This window comes from Flavobacterium sp. N2550 (assembly GCF_025947265.1).
GTDB classification, from domain to species: Bacteria; Bacteroidota; Bacteroidia; order Flavobacteriales; family Flavobacteriaceae; genus Flavobacterium; species Flavobacterium endophyticum.
The window spans coordinates 2,154,980-2,179,910 of record NZ_CP110007.1 but is presented as its reverse complement, the minus strand read 5'-3'; the positions used below and the strand labels follow the sequence as shown (position 1 = coordinate 2,179,910).

The window sequence follows — 24,931 nt, the reverse complement described above, 5'->3', positions numbered from 1 at the left end:
TTCATAAAAAATCGCCTGAAGATTACTTCAGGCGATTTTAGCAATTGATATAATGTGTGCTTATTTCTTAACAGCCCTAAACACTTTAGAGAATTCTCCAGCAACAACCTTCACGATATACGTTCCGGAAGGCAGGTCAGAAAAATTCAATTGGCAGCTAGTTCCATTGGCTTTTTTTGCCATTACCTGCTGTCCTAGCATGTTAAACACTGTAGCAGTATCGATGGTTTCTGTATAATCGATAGTCAGCACATCTTGAACCGGATTTGGATAATGCTTAAAATTATCACTTTCAAAAGCAGGAGTCCCTAACTCCGTTCCGGCAATGACCTTCAATCGTACGATGCTCTCTCCACAGCTAGAAGCTACGGTCTGCGAAGCATAATAGACGCTTCCGGCAACAATTGGGTCTGTCGGGGACAGCAAATTTCCTCCCGTCGGTGCATCATACCATAGTATATTTTCGCCCGTTACTTCGAAATCAGCCAGCGTTTCGCCTGTAACAAAATCTTGCGTTTCTTGCCCCGTTGGAGCCGGAGTCTGGTTTTTTACGGTTATCGATAAAGTCTGTGCTATCGCACAAGCTCCTTCTTCTGGAGTAAATACATAATCCGCTGTACCCGGCTGTGCCGTATCGATTGTTGCTGGCGACCAGGTTCCTGCAACGCCATTTGGAGAAACCAAGGCCAAAGCAGGAGCCACAGTTCCTTGGCATACGTCAGCAACAGGTGCAAAATCAGGCGTCGCTTTTGGAATTACGACAACCGATAGTGTCTGCGGTACCAAGCAAAGTACTCCCGTTACTTCTGTTGGCGTAAATACGTAGTCAAACGTACCTGTCTGTGCTGTCGAAATTTCAGCCGGACTCCAGGTTCCTGCGATTCCGTTTGGAGCTACCAGTGCTAAAGTCGGAGCAGCAGCATCTTTGCAGATTGGTGCCAGGGTTTCAAAATTTGGAATCGCTTGCGGCGTTATCGTTACTAAAACTTGTACTCTCCTGCTCTCGCAACCGTCAACGGTTTGCGATACATAATAAGAGCCTGTTGTCAGCGGATAGGTATTGGCTAAAACTTCTCCAAAAGTACCTCCGGCATACCATTGTACCAAAGCATCTTGGATTGTCGTGGCGCGTAAATCTTCTACTGTAGCTCCTTCGCAAAAAGTCTGCGGAGTAACAACCGGATCTGGCGTATTGATGACTACGGCAACTTCAGTTCTTGGCCCTTCACAGTCACCATTTTTCTGAGATACAAAGTAAGACTGGGTTGCTAAGTTTGTAGTGCTTTCTAATGCTTCTGTCGCCGTGGCGCTTGCATACCATATCATCGATGCCGACGGTGCTGGAACTAGAGAAGCTGCAGTCGTAGTACCGCAAAACGTCTGTGCCGCCGCTGTAGGAGCCGCTGGCAATTCGGTAATGGTTATAACTACAGGTATCCTTGTACTTTCGCAACTGCCAATAGCTTGTGACACATAATAGGTCTGTGTTTGCAGTGCAGCGGTATCCACCAAAGCTTCAGTAGCATCGGCAGTAGCGTACCAATGGGCAGTAGCTTCGGCAATTATAGTAGCCGTTAGTTCTGCAACGGTAGCCGAGGCACAAAAAGTCTGCGGCAAGGCTGTTGGAGGATTCGGTACGGCACAGTTCAGCTCATATGCTCCCATGTCTGGAGTACCATCATAAAATCGATCGTTTCCGAGGATATCAGTAACAATAGCGGCTATATTAGGCGTACTTCCTGGTGCATAATAGTTGTTGCTTCCTGCATCTACGGCAGGACTCCCTTGTTGAAGTTTATAATTGCCATTGGCAGCATCAGTAAACAACGGATCGGTAGTACCGTCTATATTCCCATTGGCATCATTTGTGGTAGCACCTTGGACAAGGCTATGCGTATATTGTGGTAATGCTTGCGCATTTGTATAATAAACTCCAGTAAGGTTATCATAAACAATACTGTTTCGAATTTTTAGAGAGGAGCTTGTGTTGTATATAGCACCTCCATTCACAACGGCACTATTTCTTGCGACAGTAACATTTGTCAATATGGGTGACTTAGCAATGCCATAACGTTCTATATAAAATCCGCCGCCTAGGCCTTCTGCCGTATTATCGCTGATAACGCAGTTGGTAACAACATCATCGGTATCGGTGCTATAAAACCCGCCGCCATCTTTAGCAGAATTGCCTTTGATAACCACGTTAGTCAGTATGGTCGTGCCGGTATTGTTCTTTATCCCGCCTCCTAATTTCGTCGTATGGTTTTCGCTGATTTCTACATCGATAAGCGTTGGCGTTGCCGCAAAATTATTAATTCCTCCGCCGCCTTCAGATGTTCCTCCTCTAGCCGAGTTCCCATTGACGATTCCGTTAGACAGATAGGGCTTGGATTGGCTCTTATCATTTTGCATTCCAGCTCCTTGTTCTGAGATATTCTTGCTTATAGTAAAATTGGTAATCGTTGGGGAAGATGTGTCGTTATACATTCCACCGCCTCTTATGCCGGCTACATTTCCAATAATGATAATATTTGAAATGGTAGGCGACGAAAAGTAATTATACATTCCTCCAGCAACATTATTGGGTACAAATTTGTTCGATCCAATAATTTTTATTGTTCCTGCCATATTAGCGTTTCCTCCACGGATCGTAAACCCGTCTAAGACAGTCGTATTTGTTATTGCGTTGGCTGCACTTACTCCAACACCCATAACTACGTGATAGGCATTTTCGTCATTGTTTGTTATGGTAAGCGTACTTCCAATACCCGATATTACATCATTATTGCTGTAATCTCCGCTCAAAACAGAAGCATTTGCTGTCAAAGCCAAGTCTCTTTGTGTCAATTGTGTTTCGGTGCCCGCAAAGCCGCCATACATCTTGACATTATTGACCAAAACAAAAGCATTGTTTCTATCGGTCGGATTGGTCCCGCTAAGGTTATCAACACGGTATAATGGATAGTACGTCCCGCCCGCTACCCAAATCTGGGTTATGGTTCCTGCTGTCAGTTCTCTTGCGGCCTTAACGGCATCGGCGGCTTCGCCCAAGGCATTGGTCCAGCTGCTGCCGTTTCCTGTCGCTCCTTTTTTAACATAGAGTATACCATTGGCATCTGGAACGGCTTGCGCCCACATTGAGTCTGCTGCAACTAGCAGTACCAAAAGCACGGCAAAATGCCTTGCTTTTTCTTGTAATTTTTTGTTCATAAATACATTGTTATTTTAAGGTTTGTTTATTCTTGTCTACGCTTGTTTCAAACGGCAACAAACATATACCTCTTGTATTACCCTAAGATTTCAAAATGAACAAATAAAAATTACGATTTTGTTAACCAGATAGTTACATCGTTAAGAGACTTCAGACCCAAACTAAAACGCATAAAAAAAGCTCCTCGATTTAGGAGCTTTCTACTTATGAAATCAGTTGCAATGAATGGACGGACAGTCCTCGATTAAGCTTTCGTTTTAGCCGCTTCTTCTTTTTTAGCCTTTGCTTCGGTTTTTTTCATTTCCTTGTTTTCTGCTTTTTTAGCATGTTTTACTTCTTTTTTGACTTCTGCTTTTGATTCTTTTTGTTGTGCATTCATCATAGCACTAGTTCCTAAAACAAAAACGGCTAACATCATTAATTTTTTCATGATTTCTATTTTTTTAAATTAAACAAGATTGTTTGTTTCTTAATTATAGGTCAAAGTTAGGACCGCTAGATGAAGAACAAATGAAGATAGGCTGCTGTTAATTTGTTTAACTTTTAATTAACTTTTCGGGAAATAAAGCGTAAAGGTCGTTCCGATACCAACCTCGGAGACTACCTGAATTTCTATCTTGTGGAGGCTGGCAATGCTTGACACGATGGCGAGGCCCAATCCTTGTCCCTCATCTTCCAGATTAATTTTCATGAATCGGTTAAAAATCTGAGACAGCTGTGCTTCGGTCATTCCTTTTCCGGTATCCGAAATAGCTATGGCATAGCGGTCATTCTGGAAAGAATCTGAAATGGATACGCTTCCGCCGTCTGGCGTAAACTTGATGGCATTGAATAGGATGTTATAAAACAAGATGTGCAGCAAGGTCTTGTTACCTTCAAACAGAAAATGATGCTGGATAGTGCTAGACACCTGAAGCTGTTTTATTTCAATCCGATCTTCTAGATCCCTAAGCAGGTCTGAAATCAGTATAGGGAAATCTATCGCTTCAAAATTAGAGTACTGGTTGTTTTCTATACGCGAAATAAGCAATAGGTTATTGATGATGCGTTTTAAGGTATCTAGGTTTCGGAGCGAGACAGCAATCTTGTCAATCCCTTCGTCATTGATCGATTCGTTATTCAGCAGGTTTTCCAATCGGTTCTGGAGGATCGAGATTGGCGTGAGCAGTTCGTGGGAAACGTTTGCAATAAACTGTTTTTCTTTTTTAAACTGTTCCTGGATGCGGTTCATCATTTCATTCAGTCCATTGTCCAGCAATATAAAATCCGAAGTAGTCGTATGCACTTTAGAATGGTCGAACAATTCAGGCTCATTGATCAGATTGATCTTCTTGTCGATAATCTTCTGGAAAGGTCGCAACAGATAATCGATAAAGAACGATTGGGCAAAATGCGAAAGGATAAGCGTTACCGTAAGCAGCAGCAAGATTACCAGATGAAACTTTTCTAACAGTTCGTTTACCTCGCTCAGCCGCTCTCCTATTTCAAGGACATAATCGGTATTCTTATACGTAAAATGATGGTACAGTACGCGATACTCGTTCTGTTCTTTTTCTACGACTCGAGGCTCATCTACAAAATAGTCTTTTTGTTTTTCGGCTTTAGCTTTAGAACGGTACAATTGCAGAAACTCGCTGTGGAGGTTCGAAAAGCTTACATACAGCTCCGTACTGTCGTTGCGTTCTATAAAAGCATTGATTTCGGAAGTATTCAGGTTCTTGACAAACTTGTCCCGTTTTTCGATCATCGAGCTTTCGATGTTCTTGTAGGCTACTTTCTTGATCACAAAAGACAAGGTGAACCACATGATCGCCAGCAGAAGCAGGCGGATGACAGCGCTAAAGATCGATATTTTATGTTTTAGCTTCATGCGTTAGCTTATAATTCGATAGCCCACATTCCGCACCGTTTCAAACCACTCTATCGAAGCATGCTTGTCGAGCTTCTTGCGGAGGTTGCGCACATGCACGTCTATAAAATTAGAATCGGAACTGACTTCCAGCACATCGCCCCAGACATGTTCCGTGAGCTGCAAGCGTGTAATGACCCTGTTTTTGTTGAGAACTAAGTATTGAAAGATATCAAATTCTTTTTTGGTCAATGCAATCGGATTTTCCTTAAAGCTTACCTTATAATCCTGCAATTGAATCTTGAATCCGTGCACGTCCAACTCATTCACGGCAAACCCATGAATGCGGCGGATAACGGCATACAAACGCGCGCCCAGCTCGGTCAACGCAAAAGGCTTGGTAAGATAGTCGTCGGCACCCAGTTCCAACCCGTTGATTTTATCGTCGAGTTCGCCCCGTGCCGTAATGACAATCACGGCCATCTTAGATTTTGCTTTCCGCACGCTTTTCAATACGTCGAATCCGCTTCCGTCGGGCAAGCCCAAGTCCAGCAGCATGGCATCGTATTGGTTGACTTCTGCTTCTTCCAGAGCGCTTTCGCAGGTAGCGGCCCATTTACAGATATAGCCGCTCTTGGAAAGATAATCGATCAGCTCAACGGCTAGTTCTTTCGTATCTTCAACAATCAGGATATTCATAGGAAAGTGTTTGACAGTTTAAAAATAGTGTTTCTGAGGCTATCAAAAAAGAAAAACTTCTCCTAAACTATAGTGTTTTGTGTTTAGGAGAAGCTGCAATCAAAAAAACATAGCCAATCAACGATCTTTTTCCACCAGCTGCAGGAAGTCGCCAGCACCATCAAAAACAGCATCATAAAATCGGGAACTGTTTTCAAGTCCCACTTCATAAGTATATTCGTTTTTATCGTTTCGCACTTTAACGGCTTCAGCAATCTTATAAGCTGGATAGTTTTTTTTCAGGTAGCTTATAGTGGCAAGCGGCAATTGGTTGGGCGCTATACCATGCTTAAGCACCTGCATTTCTCCTCTTAAGTTATAATAGGCCGATACTTTAGCGCCCTGCATCGTAAACTCGGCTACAAAAAGTTCTTCATCATCGTCTCCGTCTCCATATTCGTTTCTCCATTCTGGAACCGACTTCGGAAATTCTTTTTCAAAAGCAATTCTAGCCTCGATTGGAGGAACATATTTTTGGCTTTTGGTATCGGCTTGCCCATAAAAGCTGATTGAGGCAAGCAATAGCGCTGATAGAATTATTTTTTTCATGGTTTTGCTTTTTAATAAATACAGAACGAAGTTACAATCTGAAAATGAAGAGCAAATGAAGAATCAAAAAAGTTGCTATTTATTTGGCCAGATTTAACTTCTCAAAAAACAAACCTGCTATTTGAAGTCGTATTTTAGCAGAACAGCCTTATTACTTACTTATCACATGAAAAACTATCTTTTTTTGCTGCTCGCTATTGTCTTTGAAACGATAGCCACTTCTTCTCTCAAAGCTTCGGAACAATTCACGAAGCTGGTTCCGAGCCTTATCACGATTATCGGCTATATTGCCGCATTTTATCTCTTGAGCCTTACGCTGAGGTCGATTCCGGTAGGCATTGCTTATGCGATCTGGTCGGGCATTGGGATTGTTCTCGTAACGTTGGTGGGTATTGTTATGTTCAAGCAGGTTCCGGACCTACCTGCTATAATCGGACTGCTGCTGATCATAGCCGGTGTGGTGGTCATCAATGTTTTTTCTAAGACATCGGCGCATTAGACTGCGGCATTGCGAGCATAGCCCCAATTATTTCCTATCAAGACACCATTGGCGAGGCTAATTCCACCAGTTAACGGATGTCCAACAGGCGCGCGTGACGTTCTATCACCCGCCGATGGCGTTCTGGACGTCAAAATTGGCGTTCGAAGCGCCAATTTTGACGTTGGTAGACGCCATTTTTCACGTTTGGAACGCCAAATTTGGCGTTCGGAACCCCGTTCATGGCGTTGCGAACGTCACGCGCGGGGTTCGGAACGCCATCGGCGGGTGATAGAACGTCATTTGTGAGTGTTTCAAGGAAACTTTAAGCAGCAATAGTAAGTTATGAATCAATCTTTTTTAAATCAATATCTATTATTATCATATTCCGATAAAAAATAATATCCTTCTCTAGAGTTTTCTCTTCTATATACCTTAAATAAATGCGTGTTTTTTTGTTTTACAATAGAATCGCCTAGTTTCAAATCAAATTCTGCTAAACTGCTAGAATCAATTTTTAAACCATTTGACAAATAAAATGCTGTAGCCCTCACTTGCCAATTATTTCGTTCTACTATTAAGGAATTGACTTTTGACTTATAAAATTTCTCATTATTCTTTTTACCAACCAAATGGAAGTAAATAAATATCCCAAATATTACTATCACAGGATAAAATCGTAGTAGTTTCTTTATTGTCATCTTAGAATATCATTTTTTGTATACAATCTTCCACTCAGCTTTTTCCAAATCTTGTTTAGTCAAAAGATATTTTTTATCATAAACCCTATTCTTTAGTTTTACTATTGTTGCCCACCCATACTTATCTACGCTATCTTTTGAAATAATAAATAACCTTGCCTTTTTATCCTTGGAAGAAGCAAAGAAACTGTCCCAATACACAGGCCTGTCTTTATTTTTTTGCTCTTTATCTGGTGCTATTTCCATTATATTAAAAGCCGAAACTGTTTTATCATATCTATAACTAGCAAAATAATCAGAATCTGATATCTTATCAGAATTAGATAGGATGCTATAAATTTCGCTATCAGTACCATTATAAACAATTAATCCTTCTTTGTCTGTATAATCCATGCAGCTAATCATAAACAGGCAAAATAAAACCGTCACAATAAACCCTATTTTTTTCATTCTTTATCTTTAACTACTCCAAATTTAATTAAGAAGTAGATTCTTTCAGCAATAAAATTCTTTTTAAACCTAATTTGCTGAAATAAGTGATTCTTGAAAAGTTCCATAAACACAAAACAACCTCTTTTCGCTACATTTTCTATTACGAAATACGTATCTTGGCATCGTTTTATGATAGAAATAAACTACAAAATATGGCATATCGATTCCTCTTTTTATGGCTTTGTTTTTTTACAGCCGCAGCATTTGCTCAAAAGCCTGTGTTCAACATCCGATTCTCAGAACAATTGGCTGTTTTTGTGTTTGTACAGGAGATTCATCCCGACCGTCGCGACAACCCGTTTAAGACCGAGTTCTCAAAATCCAAGTACAATACCGAAAAATACCAAAAGCTGATTGCTGAGATGGACACGTTAGCCATCGATTATACCTACCATTTTTCGGAATATCCATACGGTTCAAAAATACCAGGCATGACAACGGAATTCCTGAAAAAGAACCTGATTGCGACAGACAACCTAAAAGAATTCAAAAATCGCTCTGCCGGACTCGTCACCAACAAGCCGTTGATTCGGCTGGCAGACATCATTTCAGAATTTACGCCTATCTATCGAGAGCTGATCTACGAACCCAATAAGAAGGAATTCGAGAAACAGCTGGCCGACATACAAGAATACAGCCGTGCCCACAACATCAGCAGTTATTTTGAGACGGGACTTGCCTTTTACGGTTCGAGCTGGGACAGTTCTATTCCTTTTGAGGTGGCTTTTTATCCGCTGCCAAATTCAGAAGGCTTTACCGCACAGGCTTTTTATAACAATTTTGTCAGTGCCGTGCAGACCGATCTCACCGACCATGTGTCGCTATTCAGCGTGATGCTGCACGAAATCTACCATATCGTTTATGACGAGCAGCCGCTAGCGCTTAAAAAACAACTGTATGCTTCTTTCAAACAGAACCCTTCCAAAAACAGCGCCTATGCTTATATGCTGTTGAATGAGGTACTGGCAACAGCTTTAGGCAATGGTTATGTAATGGAAAAACTAAACGGTACGCTGGACGAAGGAAAATGGTACAACTGGAAATATATCAACGAGATGGCCAAAAAGAGCTATCCACTGGTCTTAAAGTATATAACCGAGAAAAAGGCAATGGACAAGGAGTTTGTAGATGCCTATATCCAACTCTATGACGATAATTTCCCAAATTGGAGCAATGAGATGGACAACATCATGTGCTTTAGGTATATGATTTCCGATAACAAAGAAGACTTTAGGACCATCAGGCAGCAATACAAGCGCCGTTCTATGACCGAAGAAGAAGATCAGGTGACAGAAAACAGCATCGAAAAGATGAAAGCCGTGCCGATGACCAAAATAATCATCGTCTCAAAAGACCACGCCGCCAAGCTGGAACTCATAAAGCGCAAATTTCCGGAACTCAAAAACTGGAAGTACAAAAAAGACAAAGAGTTTACCTATAACATCCAGCTAGAAGACAAGACACAGCTCTTTATTATCAATCAGATAAACACGCCGACGGAAAAGCTTATCGAAAAATTGGCGGTGCAAAAACAATAAGACAGAACGCTATGGCGAAAGCCCCTTCACCCTCTTTAGAAAGCACTTTTAAAGACCTGGCTGTAGCTAGAGAGCTCGTGTATGACAACATCGGATTAGTCCTTTCTGCCCTAAAAGCCGATGCTGAAAGTGCCGAATACGCAGCCTGTACATTTACGTTAGGCGGAAAGCCTGTCCTGTACAGAAGCTCCAAGATTACGCCCAAGAAAATCGGGCAGTTTGTTACATTATGGAAAAGAAACTCAAAAGAAATAACCGAGCCCTTTAGCAGTTCAGACCCTTTTGATTTCATTATCATATCAGCGAGAAGCGGCGGTAATTTCGGACAGTTTATCTTTCCAAAATCAATACTCTTAGAAAAAGGGATTGTCTCTTCCGGCACTAAAGAAGGAAAACGCGGCATCCGTGTCTATCCGCCATGGGACAAACCCACGAGCAAACAGGCCGAAAAGACACAGCAATGGCAAGTGTTTTATTTCTTGGAAATTAAGGAAGACGGCACAACAGACCTCGAACGGGCATCCGAATTAATTACGTTGCTGACAGTTTAGTTATTTTCGAGTATAAATACGGAAAGAATGATACTCGTTGTCTTTTGTAGCCACCCACGCGCTATAAATTCCTTCTGCTACAGAATAGATGCCATAACGATATACATCGCCCTTAACGCTAAAGTTTTTCCGCTTGTTATTATTGCTCTCAAGAAATTCCAATTCGAATTCACCGTTACCTTTGGGACGAATCAGTAAGTTTGAAGTTGTACCATCCTCAAAAGTTTCAATCCAATGGCTAGAAGACAGTGCTACGTTCACGATGCTTCCATCGTATTCTTTATAGTAAAAGCTTTTCCCCGAAAAGAAAACATCACTTTCTTTTTTTGAAAGTTTAGACTTCGGTTTTTCCGCCAGCTTGCCCCAGTCACTTTTATTCTCCTCCATGCCAGCCAAGATATCAAGGAAAGCTTGGCAATTCCGCTGAAGCCTGAAATAAACCCGATTTACTAAAGAATCCGCTTGCGCCTGAGAGGTTACTTTTGCCTTTTCATAAAAAGCGGGCAGATGTTTCTCGAACACCATCATGATCTTGGTTTCATCTTTGACCTCCTTTAGTTCTTTAAATGACTCGCACATTTTTGAAGCCAAAGAATCTACTTGCTGTATGGTTTGGCTGTTCATAGTAGCATACGAAAGCACTAAAAGAATAAGGGCATATTTTTTCATTCCTAATGATTTTTTTTTAGGAAGCTAATATAAGAAAGTCCTGATAAATAGTACTACGCTAGCGTATTCATGCCCCCTTTTTACTCTCATCCCGCATGGCATCAACACTGTAAGGACCTGCTCCAAAATACGCCAGCATCAGCGCAGCACCTATAATAGAGATATTTTTCATAAACGTGAGCAGTACCAGCTCGTGGAGCATCGGGTCTTCCACAGTCCAAAAATCATGCATGATAAACGTGACCGGAAGCAGGAAGATGATAATAAGCCAAGCGCCCCATTTCGCCATAAAGCCAAACAAGATGCTGAGTCCTGCCGCCATTTCAAAGATGCCGACCAGCGGAATCAGTATATAAGACAGCGGAATGCCCTTGGCTGCAGCCTCATAGACAAAGGTGTCAGAGAATTTGGCAATAGAAGAATACATAAAGATGATGCTAAAAAGGAACCTGCCGATTAAGGGTATATATTTCATGATACTTGAGTTTTAAGCTGTATTAAATGTACGCCTTAAACAACGATAGCCCTTCGTGCCATTCCGTCCAAAATTGGTCTGAAACCCGCCTTTTTGATTTGCCTGCCCTATCGTCGATTGGCAGAAAATAGCTAACTTTACGAATCTAAAAACAATCCAGTTGGAAAAGGCAGGCATCAGAAAGCTCTCGATCAGCGATATCCTTGAAATATTGGGCGACGTGCCCCAATCCGAAGGACTGCATGTCTATATGGGCAGCGCGATAACCGAAATTCCCTTTCCCTACCCTTATCGGTCCGACAACTATTCGATACTGCTCATCCTTTCGGGAACGGTGAAAATGCAGCTCGACCTGATTCCATATGTAGCAGTTCCTGGTGACCTGCTTATTATCTCGCCCAGAACCATCAACCATACTCTCGAAATCGACGGCAACGTCGAGCTAATCGCCATAAGCTTTACACTAGACTTCGCACTCCAGTCCAACCGAAGCAAGAACGAGATCGAAGCCTTTGAGTTTTTTGCTTCCAAAGCCATTCCCAAGCTTTCGCTGGACGCCGAAGAGCGCGACAATTTTGTCTTTCTGTCCCGACTGCTGCAGCAAAAAAACAAGGAAAGAGGACGAGAGCCGTTCAGCAGCGAAATCATACAGCATACCTTCAGCCTGCTCATGTACCTCGTGGCCGTGCGCTATAAAAAAGAAAACACAGGATTGAATCCCGATATCTCAAGACAGCAAGAACTCACGCTCAACTTCCTGAAACTGCTCGATGCCCATTTCAAGCAGCAGCGCAGCGTACAGTTTTATGCCGAGTCGCTCTGCGTAACCAGCGGCCACCTGACCAAGATACTAAAAGAAGTATCCGGCAAGACCGCAGGCGAGCTTATCGAAGAATCCGTCATGATAGAGGCCCGTGTGCTGCTCGCCGACCCTGCCCTGACGATTGCCCAGATTGCCGAAGAATTGCAGTTCAGCGACCAATCCGCATTTGGGAAGTCCTTTAAGAAAAATACGGGACTTTCTCCTTCAGATTACCGCAGGAGAAACAGCGGCAACTAGCTTTAAAGTGTGCGGCATAAGCCCTTATTCGTCCTGCCCTTTTTACCGCATCAAAATATTTATATCTTTGGATTCCATTTCAATACCTAAAAAACAACCATGAAGTACAGTCGGCAGCTCTTGGTCCTGCTTTTACTGCTCCTTTCGATAGGCAGCAGGGCACAGCCCTCTTCTCAGAATACTCTGATGCAGAAGGGCTGGGAAGCGCTCGTAAAAGACCATGACGACGAAGCTTTTCGGTATTTCTTCCTTTCCTACGAAAAAGCAAAAAAAGACAAGAACGAGATCGATACGGCCGAATCCCTGCTTTACCTCGGCATCTGCTCTTTCGGTTCCAGCTATGAAAAAGGACTCGACTATGCTTTTCAGTCGCTCAAGATTTATACCCGCTTAGAAAAAAGCAATCCCGACTTGGGCCAGATCGGACGCAGCAAATGCCTGCAGCTCATCAGTACCATTTACAGTCGACAGAAAAAATACGCACAGGCCAAGCCCATCAGCCGCGAGGTAATCAGTATACTAGAAAGCCACGAAGACAAGAGCGGCACCCTCGGCCTTGCCTATTCCAGCCTCGGCTCTTTATACGAACAGCAGCAGTTGCAGGATTCGGCTACCTATTTTTATGCGCTGGCGCTAAAAGACTTTGAGAAATCAGGCAACCAAGCCTATTTGCCCAACGCCTATATCAACATCGGTAGAAGCGAGCTCGAAAGACACAACGACCAAAACGGACTCGATTATTTCCAGAAGGCACTCGCCATTGCCAACACTACCGAAAACAAGCAAGCTCAGGTTTCTGCCCTGCTCGCTATAGGAAAATGGCACTTGGCCCATAAAAGCAAGAATGAAGCCTTACAGCAGTTCCAAAAGGCCAACCAGATAGCCGCCGCGCTGTCGGACAAGCTGTTTGAAATCATGACCGTCGAGACGCTTATCAGCTATTATGAAAAAGAAAAAAACTACTTTGAGACGTCGCGCCTGCAGACCCGACTGATTTTCCTCAAAGACCAATTGCATTCGCTCGAAAGAGAAAAGATTGTCAAAAGCCTCGAAGTACAATTTGAAGTAGCCGAGAAAAACAGAAAGCTGGCCCTTGTCTCCAAAGAAAAGGAAGTCGCCCGACTCACCAACTACCTGCTGGCCGTGTGCATCATCGTGCTCCTCACGGCACTCGTGACCGGATACTTCTACCTCAAGAACAGAAACAAGCGCGACAGGAACCTGCTCAAGACCAAAGAAGCCCTGCTGGAAGCCCTTGAAAAACAAAGAGAACTCGAAGAAATACGCTTTCAGAACGACCTCGATCATAAAGAAAGCCAGCTCAGTGCCGTCACCCTGCAGATGCTGCAGAAAAACGAGCTCCTCAGCGACATCAAGACTGCCATAGAAAAACAGCAGCCGCTGTCGGAACAGCAGCTTGTCAAGATGGTTAACCGCCATTTTGAACAGAACAACAGCTGGGATGACTTCAATCTGTATTTCGAAAGCATCAACAAAAATTTCTATACGAGGCTCAAACAGCTGTATCCAGAAATCAGTGCCAACGACCTAAAAGTATGTGCGCTTATCAAGCTCAATCTGTCCATCAAAGAGATGGCTTCCATACTCAACATTTCACCCGACAGTGTCAAGACCGCCCGCTACCGACTGCGTAAAAAATTACAGCTTGCAGCCGACGAAAACCTGACCAGCTTTATACTTTCAGTATAAAACAAGGCCCTTGTCTACCATCTATCTACTGCATTATCACTGCTTGTCTACCTTTTGTCTACCTGCTTTTTTCGGGGCTTATGCTCGTATCTGCTAATTTTGAGTATGAAATTTTGGACTTCCAGATAAACTCCGGAATTACCCAAAAGCGCACACAAAATCATGAACAGAAAAAAAGTACAATGGACAGCCGCAATAGCCTTATTGCTTTTTTGCGGAGCTGCCTATCTCTACAACGGCGTCCTATATAAGGAAGCCCGAAACATCGAAAAAGAAGAAGCGGCGCACCGCCTTGCCGCCTCACAGCTTCTTGATGCCTACAAACGTGACCTTTCGGCTTCTGACCAAAGCTATCTGAACAAGACCATCGAGGTCAGCGGCAAAGTCACGCAGGTTTCCGACTCGCTCCTCACCCTCGACTCCGGCATAACCTGCACTTTCGGCAAGATGCTGAGCGAAAATATCGTAGGCGCAAAAGTGACACTTAAAGGAAGATGCATCGGCTTTGACGAGCTGATGGAAGAAGTAAAACTAGACCAATGCACTCTAATACAATAATACCACCCATGAAAAAGATCCTATTGCAGTTGGCCTGTTTCTTTCTATTTGCCGCTTCTGCAAGCGCGCAAGAAGACCTGCTGTCTCAACTCGATTCCACACAAGTGCAAGATACCTATGCAACGGCCGCCTTCAAAGGATTACAGGTTATCACAATGCAGTCTACCAAGATGCCCGCCAAGAAAGAATTCTACTTTGTCGTGTCGCACCGATTCGGAACCGTAAAAGGCGGTATTTCCGAGTTTTTCGGATTTGACGATGCTACTACCAAAATCGGCGGTATTTACGGCTTGACCGACTGGCTTTCCGTCAGCGGCTCAAGACATACGCTTTCCAAAGTATACGAAGCTTCGGTAAAATACAGGTTGGCAAGGCAGAGCGATGCCTTTCCGTTTGAAATTGTAGGCTACAATACGCTCGATATCAACAGCCAGCTCAAAAAAGACGACTATCCTAAGATCGAATTTTCAGACAGGCTGACCTATGTTTCCCAGCTGATTGTTTCCCGAAAGCTGTCTGAAAGGCTTTCGCTGGAACTCGTGCCTTCTTTCATCCACAAGAACCTCTACAATCCTGCCATAGAAAACGACAACCAGTTTGCCATGGGCTACGGCGGCAGGATGAAGCTCACCAAAAGGCTTTCCGTTAACCTCGAATATGCCTATAATTTCGACAAGCCGAGCTTTTACAACAATCCGCTGTCGGTAGGACTCGATGTAGAAACAGGCGGCCATATCTTCCAGCTGCTGTTCACGAACTCGCAGTCGATGACCGAAAGCGGCTATCTAACAGGTGCCGCTGGCGATTGGGGAAAGGGCGACTTTTTCTTCGGATTTAACTTATACCGTGTTTTTTAATATGCCACTCATGAAAAAAATACTAGCACTATTCCTTTTTGCCCTGATATGCAGCAGCTGTGACTCCGGTACCTATGAAGAACTGGAAGAACCGACCGTAATCGACGGGCCTGTCACCTATGCCAACACTGCAAAAGCCATCGTCGACGCCAACTGCATCCGCTGTCATTCCGCTGGAGGAGCGGCTTCTTTCCGACCGCTTACGACCTATTTGGAAGTCAAGGATGCCGTACAGAACACCAACCTGCTCGACAGGATACAGCGGCAGAATGGAGAACCTGGCCAGATGCCGCAGACCGGAAGGATGCCGCAAGACAAGATCAACCTGCTCCTGCAATGGAGAGCCGACGGACTGTTAGAAAACTAATCGATAAAAAAGAAAATTATGATACTGCAAAAAACAAGACTGCTGTTATGGATACCGCTCCTTTTGGGAGCCCTGTCTGCAAACGCGCAGAAATACATTACGAAGACGGGAAGCGTAAAATTCGAAGCTTCAGTTCCTTCATTTGAAGAAGTAGCCGCAGAAAACAAAAGTACCTCGGCCGTTTTAGAAACTGCCACAGGAGACTTTGCCGCGCTTACGCTCATGAAAGGCTTCCGCTTCAAGCTGGCCTTGATGGAAGAACATTTTAATGAAAACTATGTCGAGTCCGATAAATACCCGAAAGCTTCGTTTAAAGGAAAAATAGAAGGCTTTGACGCTTCCAAAGTTACGACAGCAGAAAAAGCTTTCACCATCACGGGAGAACTCACATTACATGGCAAGACCAAAAAAGTATCGAGCACGGCCAAGATTTCGAAATCCGGAGCCAGCTATAAGATTACAGGCAGCTTTATGGTAAAACCCGAAGATTTTGCGATCGAGATACCCAAAATCGTCAGCAAGAAAGTGGCAAATGACATTGCCGTAGACTATAATTTCGTACTCAACAAGCAATAAGACATGAAAAAGACACTCCTACTCTTGCTGTTCGTAGCCACAACAGCTATCGCACAGAACAAAGGCCCGAAAGACGTTTTTGATACGGCCCGTTACGGCACCGTTGAAGAAATGAAAGCCCTGGTATCCAAAAACCCAGACACCATCAACAAAAACAATACTATGGGCTTTACGCCGCTGATATTGGCCTGCTACAGAGGCAACTTGCCCGTAGCCGAATATTTGGTCGAAAATGCCAAGAACATCAATTACAGCAGCTCCAGCGGCACGGCCTTAGCGGCAGTAGTCGTAAAAGGAAACATCAAGCTGGCCGAAGCGCTATTGAAAAAGAATGCCGACCCCAACATTGCCGATGCAGGCGGAATGACGCCCCTGCTCTATGCGATACAATTCAAAAACAAGGAACTCATCGAGCTGCTGCTGCGCCATAAGGCCGACAAAACACAGAAAGACAAACAGGGAAAGGCACCCTTCGAATATGCCGTAGACACAAGGAACCAAGACATTATTAACCTTTTCAAAAACTAAGAAACTATGAAAAAAAGATTACTCTTATTATCGCTGGGACTTTTCGCCTTCGCCGCACAAGCCCAGACAAAAACAACGGGAACGGTCAACCTGCTTTCGGGAATGACGGCCAAGCTCGACCTGAACAGCACGAACTCTACAGCAACCTTAACGCTAACTGGCCCATCGGATCGCTGGTTTGCATTGCAGTTTGGTTCTTTTGCTGAAGGACAAGGAATGGAATCCGGACAGGATGTAGTGTATTACAACGGAACAACGCTTGTAGATGCTGTCCATAACGGTGTGGGTACTGCTCCATCAGCAGACACAAACAACTGGACGGTAACGTCTAACACAGTTGCTACAGGAACACGCACGATCGTAGCTACAAGAGCTTTCGACACGGCAAGTTCTAGCGACTATGCTTTTGTATATGCCAATTCGTCTATCGACTTTGCCTTTGCCAAAATGGGAACTGCTAGCTTTTCGCTGGCCTACCATGGCGCAGGCAACAGAGGTTACCAGACGGATGTGCCGTTGAGCCCTGCTTTGGGTGTCGGTGAAGTAGAAGCTGCTAAAAAAATAGCAATCTATCCGAATCCTTCCTCAAGCCAGTTCTCCATCCGAACAGAAGACGACATCAAGTCGGTCGTGATTTATGATGCCACTGGAAAACTAGCGGCACGTTTCGCAAACCGCAAAGAAATGCTTGACATTTCCTCATTGCAGTCTGGACTGTATTTTGTGGAAATCGAGACCTCTAACAATGAAATCACTATCGAAAGACTCGTGAAAAAGTAAATTTGCTTTTTGTTTAGGTTCATGACGGAAAGAGCGGCTATTGGTTATAGCCGCTCTTTTTATTTTAGATATCAGGACAAATGATTTTTGATAATATTCAACAAAAACACATCTTCTCTTGTTTTTCGAGAATTATAGCTGTCATTTTTATTCTTTTTCTATGGCTGTTTATTTCGTCAAATTTAGTGTATTTCATTGCTAATGGAGTGACAAGGGAAATGCATAAAATCAAAAGTCCGAAAAACCTATCCAAGAATCTTGCTTTTTTATTTACTAATGGAGAAGTGCCCCCAACTTCAATCAGAATAGGGCGCTTATAAAGACTAAAAATAATAGTATTGAAAAAATAGAATGATAGTATAAAAAGAATCGGCGAAAAATAATAGGTTTCCAAAGTTAAGCTATCTAAACGAAAAGCTCCTAAAACTGAAAATAGTAAAGCGATAATAAAATGCTTATTCCTTTTGTCTTTCGTAAGCAATTCGTTATACCTGTATGTCAGCGGATTTCGATTTCTCCCATAAAGCATAAAGAACACATATGAAAAACCAAAAAATAGGGAAAAAAGAGTTAGGATTGAATCTGCATCCATGAATGAATTTATTATTTGCCGAATATACAAATTACCGACAAAACAAAATAATCCTAGGAGCATCAAAAAAACTGCTAATTTTTAACCTCTTTCTGTAAGAGATTTGAGATAAAATTTGCATTTTTGTCTTATGCATGCGGCGCAGAAGCGCTGTCCCCCCTTGCCCGATAGAAACCAAGGCGTTGCCGATGGCACGTCAAAACACATAACAGATACGATCCATGAAAGCATTCCGATTGGCCCTTTTATTATTGGTTATTTCCAGCAGCCGCGTGCTCGCACAAGTTCCCGTAACCGATCTCGATTTTGCCATACTCCGCTGTACCAAGGCTTTTGAAGCCGGAACCGAAGACGAAATCAAGGCCTGTTTCCCGCTGTCCGAACAGCAAGAACTCCTTTTAGATATAAGCAAGAGCAAGACAAAGGTAATCCGCAAGTCAGGCCCCACAAAGATTCTCGAAAGCGACAAAAAAAGTGCGCTCGTATTGATGACCGGTACCCTGATCATGGGCAATTCTGGAGACGATACCTATTACTCCGGACTCTACTCCGGCATCTACCGTTTCAAATACAGCGAAGGCAAATGGACCATAGCCGAAAAGCTGCCGATAGACCGCAAGAACCGGTTATATTCTCATGTACTGGGCGCTTCCATCGATCCAGCATCCAGCAGCCTTACCGTAAGCGATACGCTGCGTATCCTTACCCAAGAATCCTTCGGTTTTCTGGTGGCTCTAAACCATAAAGCCAAGATAACGGCACTACAGCTTGACGGCAAAGACGCCGACTATCTGTTTGGCGGCGGTATTCTGTGGATCAACACTAAAAGCAGTGCCGAACAGCGGCTTACGCTCACTTATTCTCTTACCGTAGACAAGCTTGAAAAAGACAAGGAATCTGGCTATTTCGACGACACTTATGGCCATGTGAGGAACCAATTCTACTGGCATCCTTTCTTTAGCTTCTCGAGCCCGAACGACCAAGCCAGTTTCTCAATACGCCTGCAGATTCCATCGGCCTATCAGCTGGCCTCTAGCCTGCCGCAGCAGGAAACCATAACAGGCGACAACAAAATCATTACGGCCAAGACGGCCAGCCCTACATTTGCCCTTTCGCTCTATTACGACAAGAAATGGAAAGCGTACCGCTACAAAAAGAACGACTACCAGATGGAAATCTTCTGCGATGCCGATTTCAAGCCGTTGCCGGACAATCTGCACAAGAATTTCCTAGAAGTCTACGACCTGCTGTCTGAAAAATTCGGAAGTCCGAGAGGCCGCTACCTATCTATAGTACAAGACCGTTCCAACGCTTCCAATGGCTGGCTCAACCGAAGCAACGACATGATCGTGGCCGCCAAGCAAGGCAGCGACCTTATCAAAGACAAGCCTTCTCCCCGCGCTCCGTTTGCCCATGAAGTAGCCCATGCCTGGACGACGCCCATAGGCCCCGCCACTAATTTCCTTTCCGAAGGCTGGGCATCCTATGCCGAACGCTATTTCCTTGAAAAACAATACGGCGATGCCATCTTTGCTGCCTACTTAGCAAGCTATAAAAACCAATATTTTTCTGGTGACTATGATACCAAAGCCTCGCTTTGGGAAGATACCGCCAACAGCGGCGTCTCTTATTACAAGGGCACTTGGGTATTCTATATGCTCGAGCAGCTGATTGGTAAAGAAGATTTTGAAAAAGGATTGAAATCTTTCATGCAGTCCGACGAGCCCATGACCATACAGCATTTTATGGACAAGCTGACGAAGACGACTGGCAAAAAAGTACAGCCGTTCCTAGAGCCTTGGCTCAAGAGCAAGCAGGTACCTCATGTAAAATATGCCCTAAAAGACGGAGCGCTGATCATCAGTCAAGAAGGCGACGTATTGCCGTTCCTGCTCGAAGTAGAATTTACGTTGGGTGACGGTACCAAGACGCTCGGTTCCTTCCCAATCAAAGACAAGCAGCACCGTTTCAAGCTGTCGGGTGCCAAGTTCGGAGGTGCCAAGCAGGCGCAGCTAGACCCCAACAACAAACTCCTCATCAAGATTATAGAATAAGTATTTCCTTTCTGCTCATCGCACGATCAGCAAGGGCAGCAGTATACGGCAGGCATAAACAATAGTGTTTATCGCCTGCCGTATTCGTATTCTCCCCTAGCGTGCAGCAGCGTTGAAACGGCTCCTCACGATAGGAATTTGTGCCAATACAGACAGCAATAAGGCCACGGCTGCATACATGGTCGTTTTGGAGAATTGCAAGGTCGAAGCCATATCATCCAAGGCAGAGCCATACAGCGCTTTCAAGCCGGTACCTTCGGATACGGGTGTTGCGGCGCCTTCTGTAAAATAAGCATACCCTAGCAGTCCTGCTAACGCCACGGCCAGCAGCAGCCAAAAATAGCCCGGCAGCAGCGGAACATACACAGGCGCCGCCTTTTTCGGAATCGCGGCAGTCTGGGCCATTACGCGGGCCGTAAAATCAAAAGAAGGCGTTTCCAGCGGCAGGCCTTGCATGGCCTTGTCCGCCAGCCTTTCCAATTCGTTATTTTCGTTCTCTTTCATAAACGCTAATCATTTCGGGTTCGAGCTTCATTCTTATTATGTCTCCCAGCCTTTTGCGGCAGCGGAAGAGTTTTACTTTTACGTTGTTCGCCTTGATGCCAAGCACTTGAGCGATTTCTTCCAGCGACTGTTCTTCAAAATAATACAAGGTCAGCAAAAAAGCCTCGTCGCCGGGCAGCAGTTTCAGACATTCCTGTATGGCACGGTGCCGCTGCTGTTCGTCGAGCCTATCCAGTATATTTTCGGTCACCGCCAGTTGTCGCGTACCATAATCGTCTATAGGTACTGCATAGGGCGCTGCCTTTTGTTTTTTCAGCCGGTCCAGGCAGGTATTATACGTAATCTTATACATCCAAGTCGAAAACTTAGACTCGCCCTTAAACTTGTCCAATGACCGGAATACCTTTATAAAAGTATCTTGCGCGGCTTCTTCTGCTTCTTCTGTATTTTTGATCAGTCGCAAGGCCAGCGTATAGACAAGGTTCTTGTAGCGGTCCACCAGCAAGGCAAAAGCCTGGGTGTCGCCTGCAAGAGCTCGGTCAATAAAATGTCGGTCGTCGGGTTGTGCCATATCAACATAAGACGATGTTAGTGGACGATGGGTTACAGCTAAAGTAAAAAATATTTTTTTTGCAAAAGGTGTAACCTGCCACCAAAAGTTGTCGTCATAAGGTGCAGATACAAATTAGTAAAACTTTAAAATCATCAATCATGGAAAAAATCATAATCCCGGTAAGCTTGTTTGCAATGATCTTCGGAATCGTCTACCTGCACTTATCCACCCGCAACCGCGAGCGCCTCGCCCTGATCGAAAAAGGTGTCGACGCCAGCCTGTTTAAAAGCGCGCCCAGCAATATTCCTGTCTGGAAGTTGCTGCTGCTCAACCTGTCGCTCCTGCTGATGGGCATCGGCATCGGCCTGCTGATTATCTCGATATTGCAGGCGTATACCGCGCTTGACAGCGATGCGGCAAATACGGCTATTATCTTTATCATGGCCGGATTAAGCTTGTATATCGGCTTTACCCTATCCAAAAAGCTAGAACAATAGAAAGTTAGATTTTTGTTTATATTGGAGAGCGCAGGATTAAATCCTGCGCTTTTTTGTTTAGGCACAAGCTTGCTTAAAAGAAAAAAGGCCGCACAATGTGCGGCCTTTCTAACTATCAAAGTGATAGGCTTATTTTTCTGGATTAAGAACTCCGATAAAGCTATTTTTTCCGTCAAAAAACGTATTGGCTGCTTTCTTAATGTCTTGAACCGAAATCTTGTTAATTTCGTTTTCAAAAGCCAGGAACCTGTCGGTGCTATATCCCGAAAATTCCAATTGCTGTAGTTTAGAAAGCCAATATTGGTTTGTCTTTATCTCTTCTTTTCTTTTTTCGATAATGGCAATTCGTACTTTGTCAAGGTCTTTCTGCTCTGGACCCTCTTTTTTAAGCTTGGCGATTTCAGCTTCGGTCTGCTTCAGGATCGGATCCACATTCTCCGGACCTGTCGGAAGCTGTGTCTCGATACTGTAATGCGAATACGGCTCTTTTTCTAACGAGCCGCTAAAGCCGCCGCTGTAGATCGATCCCATCTCCTCGCGTAGTTTTTCAATAACGCGTATCGTAAGAATATCACCTATCATATTGGCTTTTAATGCCATGTCTTCGCTATAAGGCACTTCTCCAAAGTATTGCGCTACGACAAGACTTTGAGGCTCTGTTCCTTTTTTGAATACAAACTTGTTGTTTCCTGATTTTAGTCGCAGTCCGTTGTCTACAAACTTAGGTGCTGTGCCAGCGGCAGGCAGCGAAGCCAGATACTGCTCCAATAGCGGTTTCAGCGTAGCTTCGTCTACATTGCCGACCAAAAAGAAATGATAGCCGTCTGCCGATGTAAACTCTTTTTTGTAAATGTCGATAGCACGCTGTGCGTTTAACGATTTCATCTCTGCTTCCGAAGGGATTACTACAGGGCGCAGCGGACTGTTGTTGTACATTACGGTTACCAAGCTATCTACAAAAGCCGCCTGAGGATTCGATTTGATAAACTTAAGCTGCATCTGCATCTTGCTGACAAAACCGTTGAATAAGTTCTGGTCAAGACGAGGCGCTGTCAGTTCCAGATAGTTCAGCTGTAAAAGGCTCTCGATATTTTTGATGTCAGAACGGCCTTCCACTTCATTCGTAGTCTCGTCCATAGCATGCTGCAGGGCGATATTCTTTCCGGCCAAGGCTTTACTAAGGTCGGTAGGCGTAAATTTGCCATACCCCATCGTTTCGATTAGGCTGCCCAGCATCGATGCCGTGATTTTGTCTGCCACGCCATAGCTATTTGTTCCTCCTTTTTTGACTCCTTTGAAAAGGATTTCATCGCTCTTGAATGTCGTTGGCTTTACAGTGACTTTGATACCGTTGCCCAACGTATACGTAGTGGTCTGCAGCTTGGCATTCTTTTCTACTTTAGCAATTGTCCCTTTTGCAGGCATCTTGTCTAAAAGCGTCGTGCTTACCACAACTTCTGCTTTTTTCTCTACTTTTTGCGCGAATGATTTTTGTATCGCAGCCAGCAAGGTAGCCTCATTATGTATGGCAGCGTCTTTTGTTTCTGGACTTAGCACAAAAGCAAAGAATTTCTCCTTGTCTTCTTTTGAAAACAGCTTGTTGAAAGCCGCCGTCACTTCTTCGGCCGTAATGCCTGGCAGCAATGTTCTGTATAATTCCACTTCTTTCTCGATACCAGGAAAAGCCTCTCCGACTAAAAAGTTTTGCTCGTATTCTTCGAGATACGCCGCTGAATTGGTGGTAGTACGTTCGTTATACTGTTTTTCTATATAGCTAAGGACGTTCTTTTTCACCAATTCCAGTTCTTCTTTGCCAAATCCATACTCTTGGATGCTGACCAATTCTCCAACGGCAGCATTCAAAGCCGTAGTCAGGTCGCTTACCGGCAGTACCGTTACGCTAAGCGCTTGGTAGTTCCTGATGTAGCTCGAATTGCTGGTCTGTGCCGCTGTAAATGGCGGTACAGCCGCAGACGCAAGGTCGCGATAACGGCGGTTGATAGCGCTAAAGGCTAACTGCTCCACCAAGGTATTCCTGTAATCGCCAACCGTTTTGTCGGCTTCTGTTTTTCGCGGCGAGAAGTTGATCGATAATCGTGTCGACGGCTGCTCAGGATCCGTCAGGAACATCACTTCTTGTTTTGTATATGGATTCGCGCCATACGCAATGCGTGCTCTCGATTGAGTCGGATTCACAAGCGTGCTGAAATACTTTTTCACCAAGGCCTCTCCCTTTTCAGCCGTAATATCGCCTACCACCACCACAGCCATCAGATCCGGACGGTACCAGTCTTTATAGAATCGTCGTAACACATCAGGCTTAAAGCTTCGCAGCAGGTCATCTTTCCCTATCGGAAGCCTTTCGCTATATCTCGAATTCAACAGTCGAGGCAGAAACTTTTTTTGGAGCCTGTCGCTAGCACCCAAATCGGCTCTTGCCTCTTCCAACACTACGTTTCGTTCCTCGTTAATGTCCTTATCGGTCATCAAAGCGCCTTGCGCCCAGTCTTGCAAGATCTGGAAACCGGTCTCTAGATTTTTAGGGTTATCGGTAGGAATAGGCAGCATATAGACCGTCTCGTCAAAGCCAGTCTGCGCATTCAGGTCGGCCCCAAACTGCACGCCCATAGACTGCAGGTTGTCGACCAGTTTATTCTTCGGGAAATTCTTCGTCCCGTTAAACAGCATATGCTCCGTAAAGTGGGCAAGTCCCTGCTGATCGTCGTCCTCCATAAGCGACCCGGTATTGATGACCAAGCGAAGTTCTACTTTATTCTCTGGCTTGCTGTTCGGACGGATATAATACTTCATTCCGTTCTTTAATACGCCTGTAGTCGTTTTCGGATCGGTAGTCAGCTTCTCGCTTAGGTTCTGCGCCGTCGCGTTTTCCGAAGCCATCAGGCAGACCGCTCCATAGAACCCGACAGCGGCAATGATTTTAAATAATTTGTTTGTCATTTGGTTTTAGTTTTAAGCTTACTAGATCAGCAACAGCCTACTTACGAGACTATTGCAATTATACATTTGTCATGCACACTTATTTT

The 24,931-nt window shown here is 44.2% G+C and carries 26 protein-coding genes; 13 read left to right on the top strand and 13 right to left on the bottom strand.

Going from position 1 to position 24,931, the window contains the following annotated elements; translation table 11 throughout:
* Nucleotides 1–60: 60 nt before the first annotated feature.
* The 5 genes from OLM56_RS09575 to OLM56_RS09555 form a co-directional block, all read right to left on the bottom strand.
* Nucleotides 61–3,210, bottom strand: a complete 3,150-nt coding sequence (locus OLM56_RS09575) for a T9SS type A sorting domain-containing protein (protein ID WP_264526789.1) — start codon at nucleotides 3,208–3,210, stop codon at nucleotides 61–63.
* Nucleotides 3,211–3,455: 245 nt separating this feature from the next.
* Entirely contained in the window at nucleotides 3,456–3,641 is a 186-nt protein-coding gene (locus tag OLM56_RS09570) for a hypothetical protein (RefSeq protein WP_121377311.1), read from the bottom strand.
* A 117-nt stretch (nucleotides 3,642–3,758) separates the two neighbouring features.
* Entirely contained in the window at nucleotides 3,759–5,081 is a 1,323-nt protein-coding gene (locus OLM56_RS09565) for a sensor histidine kinase (protein ID WP_264526788.1), read from the bottom strand.
* Between the two features lie 3 nt (nucleotides 5,082–5,084).
* Nucleotides 5,085–5,759, bottom strand: coding sequence for a response regulator transcription factor (locus OLM56_RS09560; protein ID WP_121377312.1), 675 nt, complete (start codon nucleotides 5,757–5,759; stop codon nucleotides 5,085–5,087).
* A gap of 117 nt (nucleotides 5,760–5,876) precedes the next feature.
* The gene (locus tag OLM56_RS09555; protein ID WP_264526787.1) at nucleotides 5,877–6,347 is read right to left on the bottom strand and encodes a hypothetical protein; all 471 of its coding nucleotides are present in this window, start codon (nucleotides 6,345–6,347) and stop codon (nucleotides 5,877–5,879) included.
* Nucleotides 6,348–6,513: 166 nt separating this feature from the next.
* Between OLM56_RS09555 and OLM56_RS09550 the strand changes: the two genes are divergently transcribed.
* Entirely contained in the window at nucleotides 6,514–6,846 is a 333-nt protein-coding gene (locus OLM56_RS09550) for a DMT family transporter (RefSeq protein ID WP_121377314.1), read from the top strand.
* Between the two features lie 344 nt (nucleotides 6,847–7,190).
* Here the strand turns inward: OLM56_RS09550 and OLM56_RS09545 are convergent, their stop codons facing one another.
* Together OLM56_RS09545 and OLM56_RS09540 are read right to left on the bottom strand one after the other, a co-directional pair.
* The gene (locus OLM56_RS09545) at nucleotides 7,191–7,526 is read right to left on the bottom strand and encodes a hypothetical protein (RefSeq protein WP_121377315.1); all 336 of its coding nucleotides are present in this window, start codon (nucleotides 7,524–7,526) and stop codon (nucleotides 7,191–7,193) included.
* A 9-nt stretch (nucleotides 7,527–7,535) separates the two neighbouring features.
* On the bottom strand, nucleotides 7,536–7,976 hold the full coding sequence (locus OLM56_RS09540; protein WP_264526786.1) for a hypothetical protein: 441 nt from the start codon (nucleotides 7,974–7,976) through the stop codon (nucleotides 7,536–7,538).
* Between the two features lie 194 nt (nucleotides 7,977–8,170).
* Between OLM56_RS09540 and OLM56_RS09535 the strand changes: the two genes are divergently transcribed.
* Both OLM56_RS09535 and OLM56_RS09530 read left to right on the top strand, forming a co-directional pair.
* Nucleotides 8,171–9,556 (top strand): hypothetical protein, encoded by a 1,386-nt coding sequence (locus tag OLM56_RS09535; RefSeq protein ID WP_264526785.1) that lies wholly within the window; start codon nucleotides 8,171–8,173, stop codon nucleotides 9,554–9,556.
* A gap of 11 nt (nucleotides 9,557–9,567) precedes the next feature.
* The gene (locus tag OLM56_RS09530) at nucleotides 9,568–10,107 is read left to right on the top strand and encodes a MepB family protein (RefSeq protein WP_264526784.1); all 540 of its coding nucleotides are present in this window, start codon (nucleotides 9,568–9,570) and stop codon (nucleotides 10,105–10,107) included.
* On the opposite strand, the gene OLM56_RS09525 is transcribed toward OLM56_RS09530, so the two are convergent.
* Both OLM56_RS09525 and OLM56_RS09520 read right to left on the bottom strand, forming a co-directional pair.
* A complete protein-coding gene (locus OLM56_RS09525) occupies nucleotides 10,108–10,776 on the bottom strand; it encodes a hypothetical protein (RefSeq protein WP_264526783.1) in 669 nt (222 codons plus the stop codon).
* Between the two features lie 67 nt (nucleotides 10,777–10,843).
* The gene (locus OLM56_RS09520) at nucleotides 10,844–11,251 is read right to left on the bottom strand and encodes a DoxX family protein (protein ID WP_264526782.1); all 408 of its coding nucleotides are present in this window, start codon (nucleotides 11,249–11,251) and stop codon (nucleotides 10,844–10,846) included.
* A gap of 160 nt (nucleotides 11,252–11,411) precedes the next feature.
* Between OLM56_RS09520 and OLM56_RS09515 the strand changes: the two genes are divergently transcribed.
* From OLM56_RS09515 to OLM56_RS09480, 8 genes are all read left to right on the top strand, one after another.
* The gene (locus tag OLM56_RS09515; protein ID WP_264526781.1) at nucleotides 11,412–12,311 is read left to right on the top strand and encodes a helix-turn-helix transcriptional regulator; all 900 of its coding nucleotides are present in this window, start codon (nucleotides 11,412–11,414) and stop codon (nucleotides 12,309–12,311) included.
* A 99-nt stretch (nucleotides 12,312–12,410) separates the two neighbouring features.
* Nucleotides 12,411–14,021 carry a tetratricopeptide repeat protein gene (locus tag OLM56_RS09510; protein WP_264526780.1) on the top strand — a complete coding sequence of 537 codons (1,611 nt, stop codon included), beginning with the start codon at nucleotides 12,411–12,413 and terminating at the stop codon, nucleotides 14,019–14,021.
* 162 nt (nucleotides 14,022–14,183) lie between these two features.
* The gene (locus tag OLM56_RS09505; RefSeq protein ID WP_121377323.1) at nucleotides 14,184–14,579 is read left to right on the top strand and encodes an OB-fold protein; all 396 of its coding nucleotides are present in this window, start codon (nucleotides 14,184–14,186) and stop codon (nucleotides 14,577–14,579) included.
* An 8-nt stretch (nucleotides 14,580–14,587) separates the two neighbouring features.
* Complete coding sequence (locus tag OLM56_RS09500; protein WP_264526779.1) at nucleotides 14,588–15,436, top strand: DUF5777 family beta-barrel protein; 849 nt, start codon at nucleotides 14,588–14,590, stop codon at nucleotides 15,434–15,436.
* A gap of 10 nt (nucleotides 15,437–15,446) precedes the next feature.
* A complete protein-coding gene (locus OLM56_RS09495) occupies nucleotides 15,447–15,803 on the top strand; it encodes a cytochrome c (protein ID WP_264526778.1) in 357 nt (118 codons plus the stop codon).
* A gap of 18 nt (nucleotides 15,804–15,821) precedes the next feature.
* Nucleotides 15,822–16,379 carry a YceI family protein gene (locus tag OLM56_RS09490; RefSeq protein WP_319800559.1) on the top strand — a complete coding sequence of 186 codons (558 nt, stop codon included), beginning with the start codon at nucleotides 15,822–15,824 and terminating at the stop codon, nucleotides 16,377–16,379.
* Between the two features lie 3 nt (nucleotides 16,380–16,382).
* Nucleotides 16,383–16,907 (top strand): ankyrin repeat domain-containing protein, encoded by a 525-nt coding sequence (locus OLM56_RS09485; RefSeq protein ID WP_264526777.1) that lies wholly within the window; start codon nucleotides 16,383–16,385, stop codon nucleotides 16,905–16,907.
* A gap of 6 nt (nucleotides 16,908–16,913) precedes the next feature.
* Nucleotides 16,914–17,687 carry a T9SS type A sorting domain-containing protein gene (locus tag OLM56_RS09480; protein WP_121377326.1) on the top strand — a complete coding sequence of 258 codons (774 nt, stop codon included), beginning with the start codon at nucleotides 16,914–16,916 and terminating at the stop codon, nucleotides 17,685–17,687.
* A 97-nt stretch (nucleotides 17,688–17,784) separates the two neighbouring features.
* Here the strand turns inward: OLM56_RS09480 and OLM56_RS09475 are convergent, their stop codons facing one another.
* Complete coding sequence (locus OLM56_RS09475) at nucleotides 17,785–18,279, bottom strand: hypothetical protein (RefSeq protein WP_264526776.1); 495 nt, start codon at nucleotides 18,277–18,279, stop codon at nucleotides 17,785–17,787.
* A gap of 221 nt (nucleotides 18,280–18,500) precedes the next feature.
* Between OLM56_RS09475 and OLM56_RS09470 the strand changes: the two genes are divergently transcribed.
* Complete coding sequence (locus tag OLM56_RS09470) at nucleotides 18,501–20,333, top strand: M1 family aminopeptidase (RefSeq protein ID WP_264526775.1); 1,833 nt, start codon at nucleotides 18,501–18,503, stop codon at nucleotides 20,331–20,333.
* 96 nt (nucleotides 20,334–20,429) lie between these two features.
* Here the strand turns inward: OLM56_RS09470 and OLM56_RS09465 are convergent, their stop codons facing one another.
* Together OLM56_RS09465 and OLM56_RS09460 are read right to left on the bottom strand one after the other, a co-directional pair.
* Nucleotides 20,430–20,837: a hypothetical protein gene (locus OLM56_RS09465; RefSeq protein ID WP_264526774.1), complete on the bottom strand. Its 408-nt coding sequence runs from the start codon at nucleotides 20,835–20,837 to the stop codon at nucleotides 20,430–20,432.
* A complete protein-coding gene (locus OLM56_RS09460) occupies nucleotides 20,818–21,408 on the bottom strand; it encodes an RNA polymerase sigma factor (protein ID WP_182493900.1) in 591 nt (196 codons plus the stop codon). Before OLM56_RS09460 ends, OLM56_RS09465 begins: the two co-directional genes overlap by 20 nt.
* Before the next feature lie 101 nt (nucleotides 21,409–21,509).
* Here OLM56_RS09460 and OLM56_RS09455 point away from each other — a divergent pair, with 101 nt between their 5' ends.
* The gene (locus tag OLM56_RS09455) at nucleotides 21,510–21,887 is read left to right on the top strand and encodes a DUF6249 domain-containing protein (RefSeq protein ID WP_319800558.1); all 378 of its coding nucleotides are present in this window, start codon (nucleotides 21,510–21,512) and stop codon (nucleotides 21,885–21,887) included.
* 129 nt (nucleotides 21,888–22,016) lie between these two features.
* Here OLM56_RS09455 and OLM56_RS09450 read toward each other — a convergent pair whose 3' ends face one another.
* The gene (locus OLM56_RS09450; protein ID WP_264526773.1) at nucleotides 22,017–24,845 is read right to left on the bottom strand and encodes a M16 family metallopeptidase; all 2,829 of its coding nucleotides are present in this window, start codon (nucleotides 24,843–24,845) and stop codon (nucleotides 22,017–22,019) included.
* Between the last annotated feature and the right edge of the window lie 86 nt (nucleotides 24,846–24,931).